The sequence below is a fragment of the Corynebacterium sp. HMSC058E07 genome, assembly GCF_001809885.1.
Lineage (GTDB): Bacteria > Actinomycetota > Actinomycetes > Mycobacteriales > Mycobacteriaceae > Corynebacterium > Corynebacterium macclintockiae.
Map to the genome: position 1 here is coordinate 374,399 of NZ_KV799275.1, position 24,022 is coordinate 398,420.

The window sequence follows — 24,022 nt, forward strand, 5'->3', positions numbered from 1 at the left end:
ATAACAAATTGCAACTTTTCCGACACTTTCGCCCTCCGCGGCCCCAAAAAACGGCAGCTATCCCGGCACTTCCCCTCTCCGCGGTCCAAAAATCTGCAGCCATTCCGGCACTTCCCCCTCGCGCGGGCTGGTAATGGGCACATCCCAGCCTCAATGTCATCAGAACAGAAATCCATCCCCGCAGCTGGCGAAAGAATAGGCACACCCCGGCACCAAATGTCGTTAGAACGGGAATATGTCGCCGCGACCAAATCCCCGCAAATTAGATCGAGTCTCTGACCTGCACATTTAGGTTAAAGACAACCGGTACCAATAACGGATTCCCGTTCTAGCGACTTCCGCACCGGAAACGCGCCCAATGCACATCCCGAAAAGAAGTACCAACCGCCCCTGCAGTTTCATTTGTCTTTTAACTTCACTCCTGCAACAGAGGCAAAGCCAGCCAGCTAAACCAGAACCAGCAGAGCCAGCCGGACACCCTAGCAAACTAGGCCAGCAACGCCGAGCCCGCTAAGCCAGGGCGCGGGCGATCAGCGCGCTGACCAGGTCGCCGAAGCTCACGCCATCAGCGGCGAACATCTTCGGATACATCGAGATCGGGGTAAACCCAGGCATCGTGTTAATCTCGTTCAGCACGGGCCCGTTTTCCGTGGCAAAGAAGTCCACTCGCGCGATGCCGTCGCACCCCAGCGCGTTGAACGTGCGAATGGCCAGTTGACGGATCTCCGTCAACGTCTCCGCAGGCAGCGGCGCCGGGATGGTGGCGGAGACGGTCGAATCGACATACTTGGCGTCAAAACCATAGAACCCTTCGGCGCCATCCTCAGTGCCGTTCAGCATCGCCGGAACAGAAGACACGATCGAGCCATCCGCGTGCTGCAGCACACCGCATTCGACTTCGGCGCCGTGGATCATCGCCTCCACGCTCACCTTGCTGTCGTGGGAAAAGGCCAGGTCAACGGCGGAGTCGAAGTCCACCCAGCTGTCCACCTTGGAAATGCCGATGCTGGATCCGCCGCGCGCGGGCTTCACGAACACGGGCAGCCCCAGCCGCGCCTTTTCCTCCGCGGTCAGTTCGCGTGGCTGGAACAGAATCAGCTCCTCGCCGACGGGGATCCCAGCTTCGCGCGCCAGCCGCTTGGTGAAGTCCTTGTCCATGCCCGCCGCAGACGCCAGCACGCCGTTGCCGACATACCGCACGCCCGCCAGATCCAGCACGCCTTGCACGGTGCCGTCCTCGCCGTTCATGCCGTGCAGCACGGGGAACACAACGTCTACCTGGGCAAACACCTCGCCTGCCTGCGAGCCGGTCACGTAGCGCATCTCGCCAGCGCCGCCCTCAGCCGAGCCAGCGCCACCCTCAGCCGAGCCAGCGCCACCCTCAGCCGAGCCAGCCGAGCCACCAAAAGTCAGCTGCACGTGCACACCGTCGTCCTTCACCCGCGGCATCTCCCGCCCATCCGCGCGCAGCTGCGTAGTATCCGTCGTCCCCGGCACCCACGCGCCGGTTTCAGTAATCCCGACTGGCACCACCTCGTAGATCTCGGGATCCAGGTGGTCGATCACCGCACCTGCACTAATGCAAGATACGGAGTGCTCAGTCGACTGCCCGCCGTACAGAACGGCGACGGTGGTTCGTGCGTGCTTCTTGGGTTCGTTACTCACGGGTTTTTACCTTAGCCCTTTTCTGGACGCCACATCCCCACCGCCCCGCAGTTTCCCCTACTCTGCCTTTCGGCTGCGCCCGAGCAGCCCCATCATCACCTGCTGCACGTCTGCGCCTTCGTGGCACACTCCCACGACGGCTTCCGTGATCGGCATTTCCACGCCGACTTTCCCTGCCAGCTCGAACACTGACTGGCTGCTGACCACGCCCTCGGCAACCTGGCCCTTGGTCGAGGCAGCTGCCTCTTCCAGGGTCTCCCCTTTGCCAAGGTGTTCGCCGAATCGGCGGTTGCGCGACAGCGTAGAGGTACACGTTGCCACCAGGTCGCCCATGCCCGCCAGGCCACTGAGTGTCCGCGCGTCGGCCCCGACCTCCAGGGCCAGGCGGGTGGTCTCCGCCAGGCCGCGGGTGATCACGGTCGCGGCAGTGTTGTCGCCGAATCCCATGCCCGCGGCAATGCCCGCCGCCAGCGCGATGACGTTCTTGCACGTGCCTGCGATTTCGCAGCCAATGACGTCCGTGTTCGTGTACGGGCGGAAGTACGGCGCGGCCACGGCCGCTTGGATCAGCTTCGCGCGGTCCATGTCGGTGCAGGCCACGACGGTTGCGGCGGGCTGGCCTTGTGCCACCTCGCGCGCCAGGTTCGGCCCGGTCAGCACGGCCACGCGCTCGCTAGGCACGCCCGCCACTTCGGAGATCAGCTGGCTCATCCGCAGGCCGCTGGAGTGTTCGATGCCTTTGGCCAGGCTCACCAGGGAGGCGTCTGGGCCGATAAGGCCGGCCTCTGTCCATTTCTCCAGATTCCCGCGCAGCGATTGCGAAGGCACACCCAGCACCACGATCTCCGCGCCGTCCAGGGCCTCGGCGGGGTCGGAAGTCCCGGTCAGTGATTCCGGCAGTTCGATATCCCCCAAGTAGGCGCTGTTGCGGTGATTGTCGCGTACGTCCTCGGCGACTTCGGAGCGGCGTGCCCAGAGGCGGACCTCGTTTCCGGCGTCGGCAAATACCTTGGCAACAGTCGTGCCCCAGGATCCTGCGCCCATCACTGCTACTTGCACCATCTGCTTGTTGCCTTCCCACCTGCACTGCGTGCGCTTATTTGTCTGCTTGAGTTCGATATAGCTTTTGGGTTCGTTATACGATTGTCGGCAATAGTCTATCGAAAGGGATCCCTTTAAAAGTGATCACTCACACAGGAACTGGCGATCTTTCTACGTCCCTGGCCATGTCGCGGCACGATCAGGGGCACGTGACCCGCATCGGATCCCGCCCTAGCGAGGAGTTTGCCCGCCCCACCTTCGCCGCGGGTGCGGTTATTTGGCGCTTTTCTAAGGACGCCGCCGCCTCCACCCCTTCCGCCCCAGAGTCCACGGACGTGGAGATCGCCCTGATCCACCGTCCCCGTTACGATGACTGGTCCCTGCCGAAGGGCAAGGTCGATCCGGGCGAGAACCTTCCGGGTACTGCTATGCGCGAGATCTGGGAAGAAACCGGTTTTGACGTGCGCCTGGGCTGGCTTCTGGGCTACGTCCACTACCCGGTCGGTTCGCGCACGAAGGTGGTGTACTACTGGACTGCCCAGCACCTGTCCGGCGAGTTCGAGGCCAACGAGGAATCCGACGAGCTGCGTTGGGTCTCCCCTGCCGAGGCGAAGGAGCTGCTGAGCTACGAGGCTGACCTCAAGGTCGTGGATGCCGCCATGGGGCTGCTGCAGCTGGGGTGCGACCGCCGTGTGCTGTACGTCCGCCACGCGAAGGCGCACGCCCGCGAGGGGTGGGCTGGCGATGATGACCTGCGCCCGTTGACGAAGAAGGGTCGCCGCCAGGCGGAACTGCTGGTCTCTGAGCTGTCGGGTTACCGCCCAGAGGCGATCGCGTCTGCCGTGCCGGTGCGCTGCGAGCACACGGCTGCGCCTATCGCTGAGGACTTGGGCCTGGAAGTTTCTTATGACGCCAACCTGGGCGATGCCGGGTGGTCTGCCGATTCGGATGCAGCGGTGGATGCGTTCCACGCCGCCACGACCGCGCCTGTGTCGATGGTCGTTGCCCAGGGCACGGTGATCCCGGGCGTACTGGCCCGCGTTGCGGGCGAGCACGACGTGGAGATTGAGGATATGCGGGTGAAGAAGTCCAGCACGTGGGTGCTGCACTTCGCCGGGGATAAGCTGCTGGGGCTGGACTACCTGGCCAGCCCGCTGTCCGTGAAGTAAGCGGCTCCCGGCTCTGCTGCTCCGGCACCCCCGGCTCTGCTGCTCCCCAGCGCCGTAGCTAGCCTGCGCTAGCTGGCGGGGATGGTGCGTGGCTTGAAGCTGGCGCGCTGAGATTCGAAGGCCTCGATGGCTTCCTCGTTGCGCAGGGTCAGGCCGATGTCGTCCAGGCCTTCCATCAGGCGCCAGCGGGTGTAGTCGTCTACGTCGAAGCCGAAGGTGTGGGTGCCCAGAGTGACGGTGCGATCCTCCAGGTTCACGGTGATTTCCGCGCCCGGCTGCTGCTCCAACAGCTTCCAGATCAGCTCGATGTCGCTCTGTTCCATCTGTGCCGCCAGCAGGCCGGCCTTACCCGAGTTGCCGCGGAAGATGTCCGCGAAACGGGAAGAAAGAACCACGCGGAAGCCGTAATCCATCAGCGCCCAGACGGCGTGTTCGCGGGAGGAGCCAGTGCCGAAATCCGGGCCGGCCACCAGCACGGAGGCGTTCTTGTAGGGCTCCTGGTTCAGGATGAACTCCGGGTCCTTACGCCAGCCGGCGAACAGGCCGTCTTCGAATCCGGTGCGGGTCACGCGCTTCAGGTAGACGGCGGGGATGATCTGGTCGGTGTCGACGTTCGAGCGGTTCAGCGGTGCCGCCACGCCAGTGTGGGTGTTGAACTTTTCCATGGTGTTCCCTTTTCTTTCTAGCGGTCGGTTTACAGATCCGCCGGGCCTGCAAGGTGGCCCGTCACGGCGGTGGCGGCGGCAACTGGCGGGGAGACCAGGTGCGTGCGCCCGCCCTTGCCCTGGCGGCCTTCGAAGTTTCGGTTGGATGTGGAAGCCGAACGCTCGCCCGGGGCAAGCTGGTCCGGGTTCATCCCGAGGCACATGGAACAACCTGCGGTGCGCCACTCCGCCCCGGCGTCAATAAAGATTTGATCGAGCCCCTCTTCCTCCGCTTGCATCTTCACCCGCGTGGAAGAAGGAACAACGATCATGCGCGTGCCGTCGGCGACAGACCGGCCCTTGACGACCTCCGCGGCGGCGCGTAGGTCCTCGATGCGGGAGTTGGTGCAGGAGCCGAGGAAGACCGTGTCGATCTTGATGTCGCGCAGCGGGGTGCCGGGCTTGAGATCCATGTACTCCATGGCGCGCTCGGCGGCGAGGCGGTCGTTGTCGTTGGTGAAGTCCTCCAGTTGCGGGATTGCTTCTGCCAGCGGCAGGCCTTGGCCGGGGTTGGTGCCCCAGGTGACGAAGGGGGTCAGTGCGGAGCCGTCGATGTGGACGACGGTATCGAACTGCGCATCGTCGTCGGTGCGCAGGGACTTCCAGTACTCCACGGCGGCGTCCCAGTCCGCGCCCGTCGGCGCGTGCGGGCGGCCTTCGAGGTAGTCGAAAGTCACCTGGTCGGGGGCGATCATTCCCGCGCGGGCGCCGGCCTCGATGGACATGTTGCACATGGTCATGCGGGCTTCCATGGACAGCTTCTCGATGGCCTCGCCGCGGTATTCGATGATGTGCCCCTGGCCCCCGCCGGTGCCGATCTTGGCGATGATGGCCAGGATCAGGTCTTTGGAGGTCACGCCCGGCTGCAGTTCGCCGGAGACCTCGATGGCCATGGTCTTGAAAGGCTTCAGTGGCAAAGTCTGGGTGGCCAGCACGTGCTCGACCTCGCTGGTGCCGATACCCATGGCGATGGAGCCGAAGGCGCCGTGAGTGGAGGTGTGCGAGTCGCCGCAGACGACGGTCATGCCAGGCTGGGTCAGGCCCAGTTGGGGGCCGACGGTGTGGACGATGCCCTGTTCGATGTCACCCATGGAGTGCAGGCGGATGCCGAATTCTTTGGCGTTGTCGCGCAGGGTGGATACCTGCAGTCGGCTGGTGGGCTCCTGGATTTCCTGCAGGTCGCCGGTCTTCACGCCGACGGTGGGCACGTTGTGGTCCTCGGTGGCGATGGTCAGATCCGGGCGGCGGACTTTGCGGCCGGCCTGTCGCAGGCCGTCGAAGGCCTGGGGCGAGGTAACCTCATGAACCAGGTGCAGGTCGATGTACAGCAGGTCGGGTCCGCCGTTTTCGCCCGCTGCGACGACGTGGTCGCGCCAGACTTTTTCCGCGAGGGTTAAGGGTTGGTTCGTCACGGTCTCTCCTCTGTGTCCGCTATACAGTTCCACTGGATGGAATGTATAGTATCAACTCATGGGACACAATACGGAAATTCCCGCAACTAGCGGCATTCAAGTTTTGGACCGAGCGATCTTCATCCTATCGGTCATCGCAGCAGAACCTCGCAACCTTTCCGACCTGTGCGCCATCACCGGCCTGCCGCGCGCCACTGCGCACCGTATCGCCGTCGCACTGGAAAAGCACCGGTTGATCGAGCGCGGGGTCGACGGTGCGTGGGTCACTGGCCCAGCCCTGTCCGAGATGGCGCCGTCTACTTCTTCTCGTCTTGAGGACGCCGCAGAGTTCATCCTCCCCGACCTCATGGCAAAGACCGGCGAATCCGTGCAGCTATATCGCCTCTCCGGGATGGAGCGCGTGTGCATCGCCAACGCCGAGCCCGCCACTGGTCTGCGGGACACGGTTCCGGTGGGCCACAGGATGACGTTGTCTGCAGGATCCGCAGCCAAATTGTTGGTCGCCTATGCGCCGGAGGCGTTCCAGAACCAGGTGCTCCCCCAGGCCGCGTACACGCGCGAGGACTTGGAGAAGATCGCGGCCGACGGGATCGCGGAATCCTCCGCGGAGCGCGACCCCTCCCTGGCTTCGGCCTCCGTGCCGATCTTCGGGTCGGATATGCCGAACCGCACAGTCATCGCCTGCCTTTCCATCTCTGGCCCCGTGGCGCGCATGGGCGACCACCCGGCGGAGAAGTTCGGCGCGGAGCTGAAGAACTCCGCCCGGCTGCTGGAAGATCTGCTGCGGAAGTAGCAGAAGAATTTTTTGGAGCCCCACTACCCTAGGAGAAACACAACCATGACCAGCGAAAACCCAGCAAGCCAGAATCCGGCCACCGACGACAAGCGCGACAACGCGTGCAACTGAGGAACTGTGCGGGCACGTCCGTGGCGCCCTGGAGAAATGAAGGTGGCCCAGGAGGTTCTGGTCGCGGAGCTCGGCCCGTTGGAGAACGACGACAAGTAGCGGCGGGCTGGATGCGCTAGGTGCGCGGCAGCTCGCGCCACTCCACGGTCAGCTCGCTAGCACCGGGGTTTTCGCTAGCCTCGGCGCGCTCGGCACGCTTTGCGCGCTCTGCCAGGAACTCGTAGAGGTTCTGCGTGCCGTCCTCGATTCCGTCGGCCACGTCCTCGCCGGCGGAGGTGATGTCCACCAGCGCCGGGCCAGTCGTGTCGTCGGGGTTGACCAGTTCGGCGCCCCAACCACCTTCGCCACGCCGGCCGTCTTCATCCGCGGACAGGGTACGGAGCCAGGCTTCGGCTGAAGTGTGGGCGTCCATACCAAAAACAGCGGCGCGGACAGTGGCGGGCGTGCCGTCGTTGCCGGGTGGGGTGCCCCAGAGCCAGTCCAGGTTTACGCGATATGGGGAGAGAATGGGGGACTCCTTTAGTAGGGTAAAAATATGAGCGATTACAAGGACAAGCGCTGCACTGACCAGGAACGATCCGCCGCTGTGGAGGTGCTGTCCGGGGCTATGGCCGATGGGCAGTTGACCCTCACGGAGTTCGACGAGCGGTCGGGCAAGGCGCATGCTGCGACCCAGCGTAGCGAGTTGGTGGACTTACTGGATGATTTGGTGGATGAGCCTGCGGAAATGCTGTTTGGGATCGAGGCAGGCACTGCGGTTGCGCACCGCGCGCCGAGTGACGTGGAGTGGGCTGCTCACCAAGCTTCGGACGCCCAACGCCACCGTGAAATGGTACTTGCGCGGTCGCGGTCGCTGGTGACTGGCGGGGGCTCCGAGACGGGCTTCAGCCTGGCGATATTCGGCGGGGTGACGAAGGCGGCGTGGCAGGTGCCGAAGGCTCACTGGAACTTCAATATCTTCGGAGGTTCGGACTTTGACCTGCGGGAATGCCGGTTTAGCGATCCGGTGACCACGCTGTGGCTGAATAGCTGCTTTGGCGGTGCGGATGTGCTGGTGCCGGAGGGCGTGCGCGTTGATATGGGCGGCCTGGCTATTTTCGGCGGCAACGAGCTGGTGGTGGAAAACGGCGCGATCCACCCGAACAGTTTGCCGGCGGACGCTCCCTTGCTGCGGATCCGCGGGCTGTCGATTTTCGGCGGCGTGACTGTGAAGGTTGTGCGGGGTTAGGGGCTAGCGCTCGAACAGGGGAGAGCATTGTTAATTCCCAGTATCGCAGGACACTATATTTTGAATACTCGAAGTAGATATTCGTAGAATTCCGACGCTATTTAACCCAGCAACACACCTCACCTTACCTTCGTGAGAATTCTTTCTAGCCCATAAACTCAACCCCCCAATATTTGAGCAAACAAAACATGGAACCCCCATAAAATACACCTCTTCCAAAATGGTTATATCCGTTGACGTGGGGATAAATATAAACCGGTTTCATCTACAACACTGAGAGAATGAACCAGATTTGATTTCTCTAATACGCACCTCTTCTTCAATCATCCCCAACCAATTAAATTCACCACCAGATACTTCTTCTATAGCGCAGCCGCCTATTTAACTTCCCAATTAATAGTAAAAATCTCACGGCGAGTTTCAATGGCATGGAGGGCGTCTCGGGCATTGTCAAGGTAATCCTCAGACTCCCTCCGCAGACGGTTACGTTCGGAACGGTAGACATCTTCCGCGTCATCGATTTTACGCCGCCAAGTCCGCGCTTCCCGCTTCAGCTTGAGTTCTTCCGAGGTGTTCTTCGCCTTTCGAGCAGCCTTTCTTGCTTTAGACTCTTTGACTTGAAACTCGCGAATTTTGGCATCAAACTTGGCCTTATGATCAAGGCGGGCGGCCTCTATGAGTTCCTCTTGCTGAAGGAAGAAGTTTGCATTGCGGTTCTCCACATCTTCGGCAAGAAGCTCCAATTGGGTACTGAATGTGTCCTCAAACCCGTCTGTATCAACAGGCTCCTCTGTTATGGCTGTGCATTTTAGATCGAGCAGATCGCGAACTTGTTCATGATCCATAGGCGTTCCATCGTCGAGAAATCCTGCCATTAGGAGATAGGATTCCCTTAGATTTTGTTTCCCAGCACGCATTTTATAAGTCACTTCTTCAACTCTCAGCCGCCCACTTCTTTTTGCTAAACGCTTAACAACTGCAGTTACACGCTCTGAGCTATTTGCTTCGAAGGTCAGTCTTGCGGGTGGAGTCTGATGTTGCTTGGCTTGGGCAATAACCCAAGCACAAAGGTCGCTTGCATATCGGTACCGGTGAGCCCCTTTACGCGGCGCAGACTTAAAATAGTACTTACCGACTGAAATGCTATCTTCGGGAGAAACATGAAGATTAAACTGCGTTCCGTCATCGTTAAATGTAGCAATATCGACGAGTTCATGACGGGTAACACTCATAAGCAACCGCTCAAAGACATTAAGGACAACCCCTGTTTGAGCATCGTAGGATTTTAACTTATCTTGAACTTTCGGGTCAAGATTTTCGAAGATCTTCGCGTTAACTCTCTTCATCTCAAGGTTAATTTGCTTTGCATATTTAGCCTCAAGCTGAGTGAATGCCGTATCAATTTCCGTTGAAGTTTTGCAATTGTCGAGAATGTGTGCGATGTTTTTTTCAAAGTCTAAACCGTCCTCAATCCTCCCCAGGATCTCATCGGAAGCGCCAAAGACAGAGGTGAACAGTTCAAACTTTTCGGTAAGGAGCTCCAGGATTCGCTCTTCAGCTAAATTTCCTTTGTTTGAAAAGTTTACAACGATTACATTATGCTTCTGACCAAAACGATGAACACGGCCAATTCGCTGTTCAATGCGTTGAGGGTTCCAAGGTAGGTCGTAATTGACCAGCATTGAGCAAAACTGAAGATTGATGCCTTCGGCAGCAGCTTCCGTAGCAATCATTAGTCGACCACGTTCACGAAACTCATCCACAAGCGCTTTGCGGCGGTCGGCGGAAGGGATGCCAGTGACAACGTCACCACCCTCGTTATCTTCCAACCAGCGGCTGTATATGGCGTTAGATTCATCGCTCGTATTCGTACCATTGAACAGTACGAGCCCATCACCCCATCCGGCCTGCACGAGTGAGCGGGCAAGGTACTGCTGAGTAACAGTTGAGTCTGTAAAGATGATCGCCTTCTCGGGTGCACCGATTTCGCGCAGCTTCCTGAACCCCTGTTCGAGTGCGTCAATGAGTTTGACCGCCTTTTGATTCACAGTGATTGATCGAGCAAGTTTCGCAAATTCGCGTAGCTCGTTTACTTCGCCAAGCATCTTCTGCCGGAGATCCAGGTCGATCACGTCATGACTGACGGGAGTGCTTTCTACTTCTTCGCGCAGTTCGCTCGTGATATCTGGGTCCGCGATAAATCCGCCAGCGTCATTACGGCGTCGACCGGCGTGGACCTCGGATTCGAGGCGGTCTGCGGTTTTCTCAAGAGTAGAGGCAACCGCGTAGGAAGAGGAACCAAGTCGCTTACGTATGATCAGTGCAGATAGGTGGCGCTGGGATTTCGCAAATGCCCATAAGTACGGTCTCTGCAGATACGCATTGATTTTGTCATAAAGCTCATTCTCGGCAGCACTCGGGGTGAACGCAACGGTGAGTGGCATGCGCTCCGTGAATCGAATGTATTTATCTATATCCTTGCGCAACGTCCGTTTAGCAACGACAGCAACGCGACCTGCGAGGTCATCGTTTCCGGCGCCGTTAGGATTATCAAGGTAGCGCTCTTTGAACGCCTCCAAGGAATGAAAAAAATCTGGCGCGAACACACTGACTAGTCCATAGAGTTCCTCGAGCCGATTCTGCAATGGCGTCGCCGTTAGCATCACAGTCTTCGATGCTGCACGGCAAACACGAGCGACGTTCGCAGCGATCTTAGCTTGACCAGTCCAATAGGAGCGGAGTCGATGGGCCTCATCACACACCACTAGATCCCACTTGCGAATCATTTTGGTGGTCTGCGAGTTCGCAAACTCGTAAGAGCAAATCAGAACCTGTCTGTCTGCTCCAACCCCAGTCAGCTCGTCAATATTCGTCCTATCGAGCAGCGCAGCTGGGAGAGCAAACTTCTCACCGAGTTCCTGCTTCCATTGTTGACGCAAGGATGAGGGAGCGATGATAAGAATACGACGGTCATGTTGCGCCCAGAACTGACTGATGACTATCCCAGCTTCGATAGTTTTGCCTAGTCCAACCTCATCCGCAAGAATCACGCCTTCAGTAAACGATGACTGCAAGGCAAACAAGGCAGCATCAATTTGGTGAGGTTTGGGCTCAACTTGTGCATCGAACAGCATGCCAGCAATTTTTCCTACGTGGTTGGAGGCATACGACCGATCAAGTTCATGAGCATAGAGCTTGGCCTGATAGTTATTCAAGCGCTGCACAGTAAGTGTCTCCCCTTAGACTTCCCACCGCTCGGGGGCAGAAACTTTGTATTCCACACCAATCGCTTCGAAGTGTTTGGCTGCAGCCTTGATCTTCGCGTTCTCTGATGGGCGACGTTTCATTGGATCTTGACTCGACTTGGTCTCTCTGACTAAGTAAAGGTGATCGGCGCCATCTTCGACCTTAATAATCGCCCAATCTGGGTTGTAATCTCCCACCGGCGTCGGCACGCGGAACTTATCCGGAAGTTTCATAAACAACTTAATGTCTTCCCGACCATCCAAATACTGCGCAAACTGTTTCTCTACGGCTGAATCAAGCACAAGGTAGTCGAAGTCCGTCTTTTCCTTGTTTGTCACCTTGTAGAGTTGGTCAATAAATCGATCCTTCTCTTCAAGCCCATCTGCTTGTAGCTCTCGCAACTCGTATACGCTGCCCCCGATCGGCTCGTATTGGATGCCGTCGATGAGGCTGTGGGCTAGCTCAGTCTCGATGCGTTGTGTAGCCATTCTAATGAACTCATTTGGATTATCCAAAAAATCACCGATACGTCCGGAGCCAAGAAGGATGTCGATAATTGTCTTTCTTGTTAGCGATGTAGCTTCTTGGAGCTGGCTGACGATGTCCGGTAGCGGGTAAGGGTCAGACAGGACGACTGATCGCGATCCGAGCTCAGAGCCTTTCGGACCACCGCGTGTGATCGTCATTCCAGTGCGGGTGACTTGGACGCGAATCGGATCAATCTGTGGTGCTTGCCTGATACTTTCGATACTGCGCCGGATCAAATCGGTACGATCTAGCGAGACACGGTAGGTTGTACGCGCGGTAATCGCTTCCCAGAAAACTTCAAACTCCGGCGAGGCGTAAACCTGTTTGTTAAGGGTCCGGTTAACCCTTTTACGCTTTGGTTTGACCATGGATTCAATCTTGCAGCCATCGACGATACGAATGACATCTTCCTCATAACCTTCATACTTCTCCGGCAGGTCGATCGTAAAACCAAGCTGTTCCGGTACCCAAGTATCCAAGACTTCACCCGAAGGATTTATGTAACCACGTTTCAGAAGGTAGTCCCAGATCTCGCCTGAACGCTTTGTACCCAGTCGTGTTTCGCGACCGGACTTGTCCACGCGGGGCAAGGCCGAAAACTCGGTCCTACGAACATATCCAATTGCCACCCCAGCAGACTTGTATTCATCCTGTAGTGCAGCGGCGAACGCCTTGTACGACTCATTAGCCACCACAGTCAACTGTGCAGTGCTTGCGTCTTTGATTCGTTCGCCACTCTGGTTGACCGGCAGTCGTAGTCCTCGACCAATGGTTTGACGACGATCAGCCTCGGTCGACATATCCCGCAAGGTGCAAATCTGGAACACATTCGGGTTGTCCCACCCTTCACGGAGCGCCGAGTGAGAAAAGATAAAACGTACTGGTTCAGCCAGATCAAGAAGGCGAGCTTTGTCTTTCATGATGAGCTCATAGGCGTCGTCATCAGCCTTAGTCTTGCCAGATGAGTCTTTGAATGTAATTTTGGTACTTTTTCCCTTTCCACGCTTCATCTGTGCAAAGTATCCAGAACGAGCCTCCACTGGATCCGCAGATAAAAACTTATGGGAAGCCTCATTCTTGGCACGTTCTTCCTCGTAGATGGAATCAAAAGCCTCTACAAACGGACCATTAGCATCGAGATTATTAATACCTTCACCAAGATAAGAGGCAACCTTGTCAATAAAGAACAACGACAACACCTTAATCCCGTGAGAGTGGACTCGAGTTTCCTTACGTATATGTTCACGAATTGTCTCACGGATCATCTCACGAAATACGGCCTCCTGATTACCGCCGATCACCTCCCCTTCTCTTAAATACCCATAGTTAGATAATTCAATTTGGTTCGGATCGACAGATATTCCATTGATCCGCCAATTGCCTTGATAGGCGGGATTTCCACAAGAAAGACGCTCAAGGTCGTCACCATCAGTTGCGTTGACCTTTTTCTTCGCATAAGTACCGTTCTTTTGCCTTACAACTAGTTCAAGGCTTGCTTTCAGCGAGGGATCGTGTTTGACCCCAAGCAACTTAACGTAGGGCTTTGCGGAACTACCCAGTTCAAGCGCATCAGAGACGACGATCCTCTTCACCAGCCCCAATCTATGAGCATCCAAAGGGTCGAGCCTGTAGACGACATTACGGGTCTTACGATGGGTCGCTGAGTAACGTAGAGTGCACAACGGATCGAGATCGGATACCGCGGACTGAGCAAGATGGGACTCCATGTTTTGAGGCTCGTCCATGATTACAATGGATCGGGTCGCCCGTAAATAATCCAACGGACGTAGCCCTGAAAGGCCGTCGCGGCACTGGTGAATAATTCGGGTATTCTTATCACCCTTGATTGAATCAATTGTCATCACCATGAACTGCAACGAGGTCGCAGTCGCGAAATCACGAACGTCCTCTGCACGGTCTCCCGAATACGCTCTGTATTCCATATTGATCTGTGGATACAAATAGCGAAAATGGTCCTGCATCAACCTGATGCTGGATTTTACTCCCTCACGAATCGCAACCGAGGGGACTAAAATAATGTACTTATTGAAATTGTATTTAACGGCAAGCTCAAATGCTGTACGCAAATAGACATAGGTTTTTCCAGTACCCGTCTCCATCTCGATATCAAACTGCAGACCATCAACCAGCTCACTATTGATTTCAAGCCCGTTGCGGTCCTGAATCCTTCGAAGATTTTTGAGAATCGTAGCCTTGTCTAGGGCTAGATTGTTTCCGTAAGCGCCAATATCCACAGATAGGTCAAGAGTGTCTTCGTCCGGTCCTGAAACCTCCATTGGATGATTCGGAGATTCGTACTGCAGCCGAGTCAAGAGCTGGTCCACATCATCTGGCTGCCCGTCGAACAAATCAGTGACTGCCTCGATGGCGCTAGTTTGGTAAGGCTGTCGGGGATCAAACTGAAATCGCATATTCCTGACCGTTCCCTAAATCGTCCATAGGTCCACGTTACGGGTGAAGCATTCTTGCACCAGATTCGTTTTTAACTCGTCGTTTCCGTTAAATGCATCCTCAAGAATCACTAGTCGCTCAGGCTCCTGATTCACCAGCGCACGCAGTTGCTTGAGAGTAGGTGTGGCATGCTCATTCAAATAAGCTATGACAGCGCCATCAGCCACGGTAAAAGCTGACAGACCGTCAATTTCGACCGTCTCAACTCTCTCTACCAAGGAGAATCCTAGCTTCAAAAGCACCTCAGTAAGTAAAGCTTCTGGCCGAGCATCATCAGATGCCGATTCAGCCATATTCCCTAGCAGTTCCACCAAAGATGTCTGGGCGAGACTCGTGTCGGCTGTCCATTTCGTAAAGTTCGTATCTACAAGCCTATATGCACGAAAACCAACGTCTAGATCTAAATCACGACTCTGAAGTTCACTTTCATGCTCATTAGCATACTTCATGCCCGCCTTCTTTATCCTTTCACGGGCAAATTCAGAAATAGATCGGAAACCTAACTGATCCAGCGCTGAACCGCTTTCTGCAGGTTCAGGGAGCTGTACACAAATAAACCTACGAGATTGCCCGTCTCGTAAATTCTCTTTAATCACAGAGTGACCGGTAGTACCCGAACCAGCGAAGAAGTCCAATACAATATCATCCGCTGACGTAGCAAAGGACATAAAATAGCCAATCAGATCCGTGGGCTTGGCATAAGAAAAAGGATTAGCGCGACCGGTCACTTCCACAATCTCCCTTGATGCCGACTTGGTCGTACCTACCCTTCCCTTATCCAAAAGGGTGCGGGGATGAAAGGTTCCTCGCTCTTTCAGGTAGCGAAGCATTCCGTTTTTATTGAAAAAGAACTCAATAATCTTCTGACCTTTTGTGTCAAAAGTTTCTTCGCCCGCCATCCAAGATTCTATTTGTGTTTTCATTGCCCAACCGGCCGTCACTTCGACATCTTCTACAAGCTGGCCATCAATGAACCTCATAGAACCATGAATCTCCATGGTCTCACTTTCGCCAATCGTTCCTGTAAAAGTCGCATCCTGACCAGCGAAACGCATACCTCTTTTAAGAACAAGTTTTGATGATGGGTTGGATCTAGAAACCTTTTTCAAAGCACTATGTTCAATTATGTGATCCTCGCCATAATCAGACAGTTTAAAGAACGGGAGACTACTTTTATTTCGAGCCCAAGCAAAGACGTATTCATGGTTGCGGACAGCATGACCAGCCGTTGCGCCGGATTTCGGCCAGATAAACGGACCAACACAATCAGAAGTTAATGCGTTATGGACACCAAAAATCTCGTTTCCAATCTGCGCAAGATGAGCCGCTTCATAGTCATCTATTGAAATAAATATGACGCCATCTTGTGCCAATAGATTTCTCGCGAGTTTCAGCCTCGGGTACATCATATTGAGCCAATTAGAGTGATAACGGCCAGCGGTTTCTGGATTAGTAGTTAGTTTGCCCCTTCCATCAGCTTGGCCAGTCAACTCGAGATAGGAACCGATCGAGTCCGCATAGTCGTCCTCGTACACAAAGTCATTACCAGTGTTATACGGCGGATCGATATAGATCATTTTGATTTGCCCGTAGTAATGCTTTTGGAGAATCTTGAGCACTTCGAGGTTGTCACCCTCGATGAATACATTCTCGGAGGTGTCCCAGTTGACCGAGTTCTCTCGGTCTGGCAACAATGTCGCCGTCGTTGGAGTCTGTGCAGCCCGAATTGCCTGGTGCTTTCCTGGCCAGGTAAGGCCAAAACGCTCACGGGACTCTTCGACGTCGGAACCGAGGATAGCCTTCAGCGTGTCAAAGTTAACCCTCCCGTCTGCAACCACCTCAGGGAAAAGCTCCCCCAGCTTGGTTACAGCTTCGGTGGTGAGGTTTAGGCTTTCGCTCGAGACTTCGTTTAAACCCTCGGTCATTACTTTCTCCATCAGTGCTAGTGCGTTACGGGCTGTGGTTCTGACTACCGACCTTGTAAGGTCTAGCAGACCGACCAGCGGACACCCTATTCCAGTTGCCTCCTTTCATTGTGCCTTATCTGTATGTTCGCCGCTTGAAATTGAGGTGTGGCGCGGACAGTTCCTTTACGCGAGCGAATCTCTAACACACCAGCAACTCGATCAACCCGAGGAATGGCCGAGGTCTTAACATTCTCGCTCAAATGTATCATTCTTGGGATCTAGCCCTGGGCTCTGGATAGAAACCTACGATTTTAGGTAGCTTTTGCATCTCATTACCTAAATTCAACCTTGAGATTTAAATCCATATACCTTTACAAAATCTCATTGCCTCGACCCAATAACCGGTTCGAGAAGTTGTGCCCATCTAGTCGAACCCGAACTAAATAAATAGAAAAAACAATTCTTATATAACCTACAGCCTCTGCCTATCCTTAATTTAGGAACGCTCATAATGTTGTAGAGTGTTCATTCTTGAATTAGAATAGAAGCACTTGTTCAAAATCCTCACTGTCTCTTTTTTTAAAACCTCAATATGATCACCCCTAAGTGTCATCGTCTATCTTTGTTGGGTAATTACTTCTTCTATGCCAAAGTCTTCTTTCATATGCCTGCACCGTTGCTTTTCATTCAGATTTGCCCCTGAACCCCACCTCAGCCATAAACATTGATTATCTAGACATACCCTAACTTTGCGATCACTTTGTCAGTACTTTTATATCGATTTCCACACATAGCTTCTCTTATGATCATGCGCCTTGGGTCATTCTTACAAAATAGTTGCCCATGCGATACACGTTAATCCGATGCCTACTCGCATTTAAGGTCAGCCAAGGGGTCTGAACGAAGGTTCAATAGAACAATCTTCTTGGCATGACAACCTCTTTAACCCCGGGGCGTACCCTGGATTCCATGAGCGAATTCTTCCCAACCGAAACGTTTAGCAAGCGCCTAGCCACCGTCCGCGAAACCGCCGCGCAAGCGGGCCTGGACGGCGTGATCGTCACCCCCGGTCCGGACATGGAGTACCTGATCTCGTCGAAGATCAGCACGCACGAGCGGTTCACGGCTCTGGTTCTTACTCAGGACGCCGCACGCATCATCGTCCCCGGCGTGGATGTCGCAGACCTGAAGAAGTCCGTGGCGGGCAAGCTCGGCGTGGAGATCATCGGGTGGAACGACGGCGAAGACCCCTACGGCTACATCGCCGAAGGCTCCTACGCTGTCAGCGCGGCCATGACCGCCGACCACCTGCTGGAACTGCAGTCCCGCGGGATCTCCACCGTCAACGCCACCCAGGTGCTCGCCCAGGCATTTATCCGCAAGGACGACGAAGAGCTTGCCGAGCTCCGCCGCGCCAGCGCTGCCATCGACGCAGTCCACCGCCAGGTCCCGAACCTGTTGCGCGCAGGCGTGACCGAGAACGATGTGGCCAAGGAACTGGAACGACTGATCCTCGAAGAGCACGAGGTTGTGGACTTCATCATCGTCGGCTCCGGCCCGCACGGCGCGGACCCGCACCACGACCACTCCGACCGCGTGATCGAGTCCGGCGACGTAGTGGTCGTCGACATCGGCGGCACCTTGGCCAGCGGCTACCACTCGGACTGCACCCGCACCTACGTGGTCGGCGAGCCCACGGACGAGCAGCAGAAGATCTACGACGTGCTGCAGCGCGCCCAGGAAGCCGGGCTGGAATTCGCCAAGCCGGGCGTGACGGCCGGCGAAGTCGACAAGGTCGTCCGCGACATCATCGAGGAAGCCGGCTACGGCGAGTACTACATTCACCGAACCGGCCACGGCATTGGGCTTTCCTGCCACGAGGAGCCATTCATCATCGCCGGCAATGACTTTGTGATTGAAGAGGGCATGGCCTTCTCCATCGAACCCGGGATCTACATCCCCGGTCAGTGGGGCGCACGTATCGAAGACATTGTGATTGTGGCGTCCAAAAATGTAGAGCCCATAAACAAGACACCCCACGAGCTTGTGCGCGTGGGATGAGAACTGGCGGGCTGGATGCCCTAGCTGAGACTAGCGGACATCCACGAACAGCTTAAGGATCCACTTGCGGGCCAGGAACATGACCGCGCCGAGGCCGACCATCACCGCGAACATCGCGATGAAGTAAGTCCGCTCCGCGGAGGCATCCTCCGGGTTGTAGAAGGCAGCCAGGCTGCCCGACAGGGACGTGCCCAAGCTGATCGACAGCAACCACAGGCCGAACATGCGGGTAGGGAATGCCTTCGGGGCCAGGCGGGTGGCCATGGAATTACCCACGGGGCTCAGCATCAGCTCGCCCATGGTGAACAGGAACAGGATCAGCACCATGGCCCACATCGGGGTGGAGTTAGCTCCGCCACCAGCGAACGGCAGGAACAGCAACAGCGCGCCGCCGATAACAACTAGCGCCATAGAGAACTTCGCGGCGTAGGAAGGCTGCTTGTCCCCCAGCTTCGTCCACATCGCGCCGAACACGGCAGCGAACAGGATGATGAATAGCGGGTTGATGGACTGCACCACGCCCGGAGGAATCTCCATGCCGAAGAGGTTGCGGTTCAGGCGCTCGTCGGAGTACACAGCAATCACGGTGAACTGCTGTTGGAACAGCGACCAGAACGCCACGGAAGCCACGAACATGGGGACAAAACCGACCAGGCGGGAACGCTCGACATCCGTGACCAGCTTGGAACGGTACATCTGCACCCACAGAACCACGGCAATGATGACGGCCAGGAGCGCGGTGATGTTGGACAGTTGGCCAACCTTCAGCACACCGGTGATGAACAGCAGTACGAAAACAACGATCGCTGCAGCAGCGCCAATGAATACCGGGAGGTACTTCTTACGCGGCAGCGGGTTAACAACGTCGTGGCCCGCGTCCTGAATGGTCTGCTTACGCAGGAGGGTGTACTGCACCAGGCCGATAGCCATCATCAGGGCGGCGGCGCCGAAGCCCCAGTGGAAGCCCTTCCAGCCCCACAGCGCGTTGGTAATCAGCGGGCCGAGCAGGCCACCGATGTTCACGCCCATGTAGTAGATGGAGAAGCCACCGTCGCGGCGGGGATCATCGCGATCGTAGAGGTCGCCCAGAACCACCTGCGAGGTCGTCTTGAGGGCACCGGAGCCAACGGCAATGAACACCAGGCCCAGGATCACGCCAATGTAGCCCGGCATAAGTGCCAGGCTGATGTGACCGAGCATGACCAGCACCGCCGAGTAGTACAGGGTGCGTTCTGCCGATAGGATGCGGTCGGCAACCCACGCGCCGGCCACACCGGTGAGGTACACCAAGCCACCGTAGGCGCCGACGATGGAGGTCGCGGTGCTCTTGTCCATGCCAAGGCCACCGTCAGCCACGGAGTAGTAGAGGTAGAAGGCAAGCAGGGCTTGGAGGCCATAGAAGCTGAAGCGCTCCCACATCTCCACGCCGGAGAGGTTAGCTAGGCCGAAGGGGTGGCCGAAGAATGTCCGCTCTTCCTTGTGTGCGCTAGATGATTGCGCGGTTGCTGTGGAGGCCCCGTCTGGCGCGGGGGAACCCTCCGATTGAGATTGAGATGTCATTCGTTAATTCCATCACAACCGTTGCTAATAGTTGAAACTATTCAACTATTTTTGTGGAAATAGTTGTGAACAAGGGGCATCCCGAAATCCCCATCCCCCAATTTTGTACCCCGTACGGGATTTGAACCCGTGTTACCGGCGTGAGAGGCCGGCGTCCTAGGCCGCTAGACGAACGGGGCGCGTGCGCCACATGATCGGCGCGCGTGCTTTTGCAAGCAGCAAGAAAGAACTCTACACAGTAGTTCCTTAACCTACCTAATCCGCAGGTGGCGCCCAGTTTTGAGCCTCCAATGAACTTCGATTTCTTTTCTCGACGCCCCAGTCCGCACCGCTACACGCTCCCACCCACCAGGTATCTTCGGTAGCTAATGAGTGTTGAAAAACCCCAGAACGAACGCCCCTCAGATGAGCGCATCGTTCCCACCCTCGGAGGGCAGGTCACACCGGCACTGCCCTCTGAGGCGTACCACGAGGAAGTCGTGCGGGAGCACCGCTGGCTGGAACCCTCAACATGGAAGGTCATCGCCAAGCGTCTCTATTTCGAGGTTTTCTTCAACGCTTTGCTAGACAAAGGCGCCACGCTGAGCTTCTTCACACTGCTCACCGGACTGCCAACTTTGCTGGCCTTTTATGCGATCATCACGCTGTTCCTTGACCAAAACCGCAACCAGGTCACGGAGCTCACCGACGAATTCATCGATAAAAACATCCCCACCAACTTCCAAGACAATGCGCAGAGCATTGTCTCCACGGTCATCGGCTCTACGGAGCAATCCATCGTCATGCTGGTGATCAGCGTGCTGCTTGCCCTGTTTTCCTCGTCGGCGTACCTCCGCGCGTTTTCCCGTATGTCCAACGAAATGTACGGACGGCGCGAAGGACGTGGCCTCATCAGGAGGTGGACGACCATGTGGGGAGTCACCCTTGTTTTGGTGATCGGACTGGTATTCATCGCGGGCGCATACTTTCTTCGGGAGGATATCGCCCGGCCGCTGCTGGACAAGGTCGCCGAGCCGCTTAGGCTACAGGGCTTCACCACCTTCGTCCTGGAGCACTTCCTGCCGGTCTGGCAGTACCTTCGCTGGCCAGTGATCTTCTTCGTGTCGGCGATCCTCATCGCCGTCCTCTACCATGTCGCCCCGAACGTGCGCTTCGGGCGCGTGCGGTGGCTAACGGTGGGCTCCACATTCGCGCTGATCAGCATAACTATCGTCGGCCTGCTGCTACGCGCCTATCTGAACAACTTCGGCTACATCGGTATCTACGGCGCGCTGGGAGGCATCATCGTCGGCCTCCTCGGCTTGGTCTTAAGCAACTCCCTGCTGCTCCTCGGCGTGAAGCTGGATGCGGAGATCGCCCGCACGCGCGAGCTACAGGCCGGCATGGAATCCGAGCGAATCATCCAGGTTCCGCCGCGCTCCTCCGCAGCGGTGGAGAGCTTCAGCCATCTCCACCACAGCATTGAGGAACAGTCTTCGCAGTTGCGAAACGAAGCGGCGTCCAAAAAACACTAGCCCCCTGCCCCGCACCCGACCAGCGAGTTCACCGCAGGCACCATAGAATCGGGAACTATGAGCCACGAACTGAACTCCACCACCGTCGGCAGCCACGTCCGCGCCGCCGCCGGCACCCCGCCCCAGCACGCTTCCACCCGTAAGTTTTGGACCGGCCTTTCCCGCAATATCCAAGAGCACATCGCCGACGATTGGGAGCGCACCCGCGAAGCCTACGCCGCCACCCGCCAACAGCATTACTTCTCCGCCGAGTTCCTCATGGGTCGCGCGCTGCTGAATAACCTCACCAACCTTGGCCTGGTGGAAGAGGCTCAGGCCGCCACCCGGGAGCTCGGCCACGAGCTCGCGGACGTCCTAGAAATCGAAAACGATGCCGCCCTGGGCAACGGTGGCCTAGGTCGCCTGGCCGCCTGCTTCCTGGATTCCGCCGTCACCCAGGATTACCCCGTCACCGGCTACGGCATCCTTTACCGCTACGGCCTGTTCCGCCAGTCCTTCGACAATGGCTTCCAGGTGGAGCGCCCGGACCCGTGGCGCGAAGAGGAATACCCCTTTACTATCCGCCGCGCCTCCGACCAGCTAGTCGTGCACTTCGACGATATGAAGGTCCGCGCGATCCCCTACGACATGCCCATCACCGGCTACGGCACCCGCAACGTGGGCACCCTGCGCCTGTGGAAGGCCGAGCCGTGGGAGGAGTTCGACTACGACGCTTTCAACTCCCAGCGCTTCACCGATGCCATCATCGAGCGCGAGCGTGTCAGCGACATCTGCCGTGTGCTCTATCCGAACGACACAACCTACGAGGGCAAGAAGCTGCGCGTCCGTCAGCAGTACTTCTTCACCTCCGCCTCCCTGCAGGCGATGATCCGCAGCCACCTGGCCCACCACGGGGATCTGAAGAACTTCGCGGACTTCCACTCCGTGCAGCTGAACGATACCCACCCGGTGCTGGCCATCCCGGAGCTCATGCGCCTGCTGTTGGACGAGCACGGCATGGGTTGGGAGGAAGCCTGGGAGATCGTCTCCAACACCTTCGCCTACACCAACCACACCGTCCTCACCGAAGCTCTGGAGCAGTGGGACCAGCAGATCTTCCAGCAGCTGTTCTGGCGTGTGTGGGAGATCATCGCCGAGATCGACCGTCGCTTCCGCATCGAACGTTCGGCGGAGGGGATTGATGGCGTCACCATCCAAAGAATGGCCCCGATCCAACACGGTGTGGTGCACATGGCGTGGATCGCCTGCTACGCCGCGTACTCCATCAACGGCGTGGCGGCGCTGCACACAGAGATCATCAAGCGCGAAACCCTCGCCGATTGGCACGAGATGTGGCCCGAGAAGTTCAACAACAAGACCAACGGTGTTACGCCGCGCCGCTGGCTGCGGATGATTAACCCTCGCCTGTCTGCGCTGCTTACTCGTCTTTCTGGTAGTGACGCCTGGGTCACCAACCTCGACAACCTCAAGGAACTGCGCAGCTACGCCTCCGACCCGGCGGTCATGCAGGAACTCCGCGAGATCAAGGCCGCCAACAAGCATGACTTCGCCGAGTGGATCGCCGAGCGCCAGGGTGTGGTCATCGACCCGGATTCCATCTTCGACGTGCAGATCAAGCGCCTGCACGAGTACAAGCGCCAGCTGCTGAACGCCCTGTACGTGCTGGACCTGTACTTCCGCATCAAGGAGGATCACCAGCGCGACCTGCCGCCGCGCACCGTCATCTTCGGTGCGAAGGCCGCGCCGGGCTACACGCGGGCGAAGGCCATCATCAAACTGATCAACGCGATTGCGGATCTGGTGAACAACGATCCGGTGGTTTCCCCGCTGCTGAAGGTCGTGTTCGTGGAGAACTACAACGTCTCCCCCGCCGAGCACATCCTGCCGGCCTCCGATGTCTCGGAGCAGATCTCTACCGCGGGCAAGGAGGCCTCCGGCACCTCCAACATGAAGTTCATGATGAACGGCGCGCTGACGCTGGGCACCATGGATGGCGCGAACGTGGAGATCGTGGATTCCGTTGGGGAGGACAACGCCTACATCTTCGGCGCCCGCGTGGAGGAACTGCCCGAGCTGCGCGCGGACTACAAGCCCTACGAGCTGTACGAATCCGTGCCCGGCCTGAAGCGCGCCCTGGACGCGCTGGATAACGGCACCCTGCACGACGACTTCACCGGCTGGTTCTACGACCTGAAGCAGTCACTGATCCACGGCTACGGCGAGGGCGCCTCCGACACTTACTACGTGCTGGGCGACTTCGCGGACTACCGCGACGTACGCGACCGTATGGCTGCCGACTACGCGGCCGACCCGCAGGGCTGGGCACAGAAGGCGTGGGTGAACATCTGCGAATCCGGGCGCTTCTCCTCCGACCGCACGATCCGTGACTACGCAACGGAAGTCTGGAAGTTGGTGCCCGCGCCGATCGACAAATAGTTCCCGCCCTGCACCGGCGCAGGTCGGGGCGTCAAAAAAGGGTGTAAAAGAGGGGCGTTAAGAAACCGTAAAGAGTCATTAGCACCGGGCACCACCGGTGTTGTTATATCTACATGCTTTATGACTTTTTAATGGTTGCAATAACCTGCGCGCTGTTCGGCGCAATGGGTGC

The 24,022-nt window shown here is 57.1% G+C and carries 15 protein-coding genes and 1 tRNA gene; 6 read left to right on the plus strand and 10 right to left on the minus strand.

Annotated elements, in window-relative coordinates; genetic code table 11:
- Positions 1-510 precede the first annotated feature (510 nt).
- A complete protein-coding gene (locus HMPREF2678_RS07115; RefSeq protein WP_070551614.1) occupies positions 511-1,665 on the minus strand; it encodes a D-alanine--D-alanine ligase family protein in 1,155 nt (384 codons plus the stop codon).
- 57 nt (positions 1,666-1,722) lie between these two features.
- The gene (locus tag HMPREF2678_RS07120) at positions 1,723-2,727 is read right to left on the minus strand and encodes an NAD(P)H-dependent glycerol-3-phosphate dehydrogenase (RefSeq protein ID WP_070551619.1); all 1,005 of its coding nucleotides are present in this window, start codon (positions 2,725-2,727) and stop codon (positions 1,723-1,725) included.
- 164 nt (positions 2,728-2,891) lie between these two features.
- On the opposite strand from HMPREF2678_RS07120, the gene HMPREF2678_RS07125 reads away from it, so the two are divergent.
- Positions 2,892-3,875 carry an NUDIX hydrolase gene (locus HMPREF2678_RS07125; protein ID WP_192817572.1) on the plus strand — a complete coding sequence of 328 codons (984 nt, stop codon included), beginning with the start codon at positions 2,892-2,894 and terminating at the stop codon, positions 3,873-3,875.
- A gap of 68 nt (positions 3,876-3,943) precedes the next feature.
- On the opposite strand, the gene leuD is transcribed toward HMPREF2678_RS07125, so the two are convergent.
- Both leuD and leuC read right to left on the minus strand, forming a co-directional pair.
- Positions 3,944-4,540, minus strand: a complete 597-nt coding sequence (leuD, locus tag HMPREF2678_RS07130; RefSeq protein ID WP_011273736.1) for a 3-isopropylmalate dehydratase small subunit — start codon at positions 4,538-4,540, stop codon at positions 3,944-3,946.
- A gap of 29 nt (positions 4,541-4,569) precedes the next feature.
- The gene (gene leuC / locus HMPREF2678_RS07135) at positions 4,570-5,991 is read right to left on the minus strand and encodes a 3-isopropylmalate dehydratase large subunit (RefSeq protein ID WP_070551623.1); all 1,422 of its coding nucleotides are present in this window, start codon (positions 5,989-5,991) and stop codon (positions 4,570-4,572) included.
- Positions 5,992-6,049: 58 nt separating this feature from the next.
- Between leuC and HMPREF2678_RS07140 the strand changes: the two genes are divergently transcribed.
- Complete coding sequence (locus HMPREF2678_RS07140) at positions 6,050-6,784, plus strand: IclR family transcriptional regulator (RefSeq protein WP_070551626.1); 735 nt, start codon at positions 6,050-6,052, stop codon at positions 6,782-6,784.
- Positions 6,785-7,013: 229 nt separating this feature from the next.
- Here the strand turns inward: HMPREF2678_RS07140 and HMPREF2678_RS07145 are convergent, their stop codons facing one another.
- Complete coding sequence (locus HMPREF2678_RS07145; RefSeq protein WP_070551629.1) at positions 7,014-7,310, minus strand: hypothetical protein; 297 nt, start codon at positions 7,308-7,310, stop codon at positions 7,014-7,016.
- 123 nt (positions 7,311-7,433) lie between these two features.
- Between HMPREF2678_RS07145 and HMPREF2678_RS07150 the strand changes: the two genes are divergently transcribed.
- Positions 7,434-8,126 (plus strand): DUF1707 SHOCT-like domain-containing protein, encoded by a 693-nt coding sequence (locus HMPREF2678_RS07150; protein WP_070551631.1) that lies wholly within the window; start codon positions 7,434-7,436, stop codon positions 8,124-8,126.
- 377 nt (positions 8,127-8,503) lie between these two features.
- Here the strand turns inward: HMPREF2678_RS07150 and HMPREF2678_RS07155 are convergent, their stop codons facing one another.
- From HMPREF2678_RS07155 to HMPREF2678_RS07165, 3 genes are read right to left on the minus strand one after another with little or no spacing between them, the layout of a single operon-like run.
- Positions 8,504-11,350, minus strand: a complete 2,847-nt coding sequence (locus HMPREF2678_RS07155; RefSeq protein ID WP_070551634.1) for an SNF2-related protein — start codon at positions 11,348-11,350, stop codon at positions 8,504-8,506.
- A gap of 15 nt (positions 11,351-11,365) precedes the next feature.
- Entirely contained in the window at positions 11,366-14,332 is a 2,967-nt protein-coding gene (locus tag HMPREF2678_RS07160) for a restriction endonuclease (RefSeq protein ID WP_070551637.1), read from the minus strand.
- Between the two features lie 15 nt (positions 14,333-14,347).
- Complete coding sequence (locus HMPREF2678_RS07165) at positions 14,348-16,297, minus strand: site-specific DNA-methyltransferase (RefSeq protein ID WP_070551641.1); 1,950 nt, start codon at positions 16,295-16,297, stop codon at positions 14,348-14,350.
- 951 nt (positions 16,298-17,248) lie between these two features.
- Here HMPREF2678_RS07165 and HMPREF2678_RS07170 point away from each other — a divergent pair.
- Positions 17,249-18,340 carry a M24 family metallopeptidase gene (locus HMPREF2678_RS07170; protein ID WP_070551782.1) on the plus strand — a complete coding sequence of 364 codons (1,092 nt, stop codon included), beginning with the start codon at positions 17,249-17,251 and terminating at the stop codon, positions 18,338-18,340.
- Between the two features lie 30 nt (positions 18,341-18,370).
- Here HMPREF2678_RS07170 and HMPREF2678_RS07175 read toward each other — a convergent pair whose 3' ends face one another.
- Together HMPREF2678_RS07175 and HMPREF2678_RS07180 are read right to left on the minus strand one after the other, a co-directional pair.
- On the minus strand, positions 18,371-19,900 hold the full coding sequence (locus tag HMPREF2678_RS07175; protein WP_070551646.1) for a peptide MFS transporter: 1,530 nt from the start codon (positions 19,898-19,900) through the stop codon (positions 18,371-18,373).
- 106 nt (positions 19,901-20,006) lie between these two features.
- A tRNA-Glu gene (locus HMPREF2678_RS07180) sits at positions 20,007-20,079 on the minus strand.
- Positions 20,080-20,268: 189 nt separating this feature from the next.
- On the opposite strand from HMPREF2678_RS07180, the gene HMPREF2678_RS07185 reads away from it, so the two are divergent.
- Together HMPREF2678_RS07185 and malP are read left to right on the plus strand one after the other, a co-directional pair.
- Positions 20,269-21,414, plus strand: coding sequence for a YihY/virulence factor BrkB family protein (locus HMPREF2678_RS07185; RefSeq protein ID WP_070551649.1), 1,146 nt, complete (start codon positions 20,269-20,271; stop codon positions 21,412-21,414).
- Positions 21,415-21,471: 57 nt separating this feature from the next.
- A complete protein-coding gene (gene malP, locus HMPREF2678_RS07190) occupies positions 21,472-23,850 on the plus strand; it encodes a maltodextrin phosphorylase MalP (protein WP_070551652.1) in 2,379 nt (792 codons plus the stop codon).
- Positions 23,851-24,022: the final 172 nt, after the last annotated feature.

Coding starts and splice junctions, on each gene's coding strand:
- HMPREF2678_RS07120 (WP_070551619.1), bottom strand. CDS start 2,727: ATGGTGCAAGTAGCAGTGATGGGCGCAGGATCCTGGGGCACGACTGTT.
- HMPREF2678_RS07125 (WP_192817572.1), top strand. CDS start 2,892: ATGTCGCGGCACGATCAGGGGCACGTGACCCGCATCGGATCCCGCCCT.
- leuD (WP_011273736.1), bottom strand. CDS start 4,540: ATGGAAAAGTTCAACACCCACACTGGCGTGGCGGCACCGCTGAACCGC.
- HMPREF2678_RS07140 (WP_070551626.1), top strand. CDS start 6,050: ATGGGACACAATACGGAAATTCCCGCAACTAGCGGCATTCAAGTTTTG.
- HMPREF2678_RS07145 (WP_070551629.1), bottom strand. CDS start 7,310: ATGGACGCCCACACTTCAGCCGAAGCCTGGCTCCGTACCCTGTCCGCG.
- HMPREF2678_RS07150 (WP_070551631.1), top strand. CDS start 7,434: ATGAGCGATTACAAGGACAAGCGCTGCACTGACCAGGAACGATCCGCC.
- HMPREF2678_RS07160 (WP_070551637.1), bottom strand. CDS start 14,332: ATGCGATTTCAGTTTGATCCCCGACAGCCTTACCAAACTAGCGCCATC.
- HMPREF2678_RS07165 (WP_070551641.1), bottom strand. CDS start 16,297: ATGACCGAGGGTTTAAACGAAGTCTCGAGCGAAAGCCTAAACCTCACC.
- HMPREF2678_RS07170 (WP_070551782.1), top strand. CDS start 17,249: ATGAGCGAATTCTTCCCAACCGAAACGTTTAGCAAGCGCCTAGCCACC.
- HMPREF2678_RS07175 (WP_070551646.1), bottom strand. CDS start 19,900: ATGACATCTCAATCTCAATCGGAGGGTTCCCCCGCGCCAGACGGGGCC.
- HMPREF2678_RS07185 (WP_070551649.1), top strand. CDS start 20,269: ATGAGTGTTGAAAAACCCCAGAACGAACGCCCCTCAGATGAGCGCATC.
- malP (WP_070551652.1), top strand. CDS start 21,472: ATGAGCCACGAACTGAACTCCACCACCGTCGGCAGCCACGTCCGCGCC.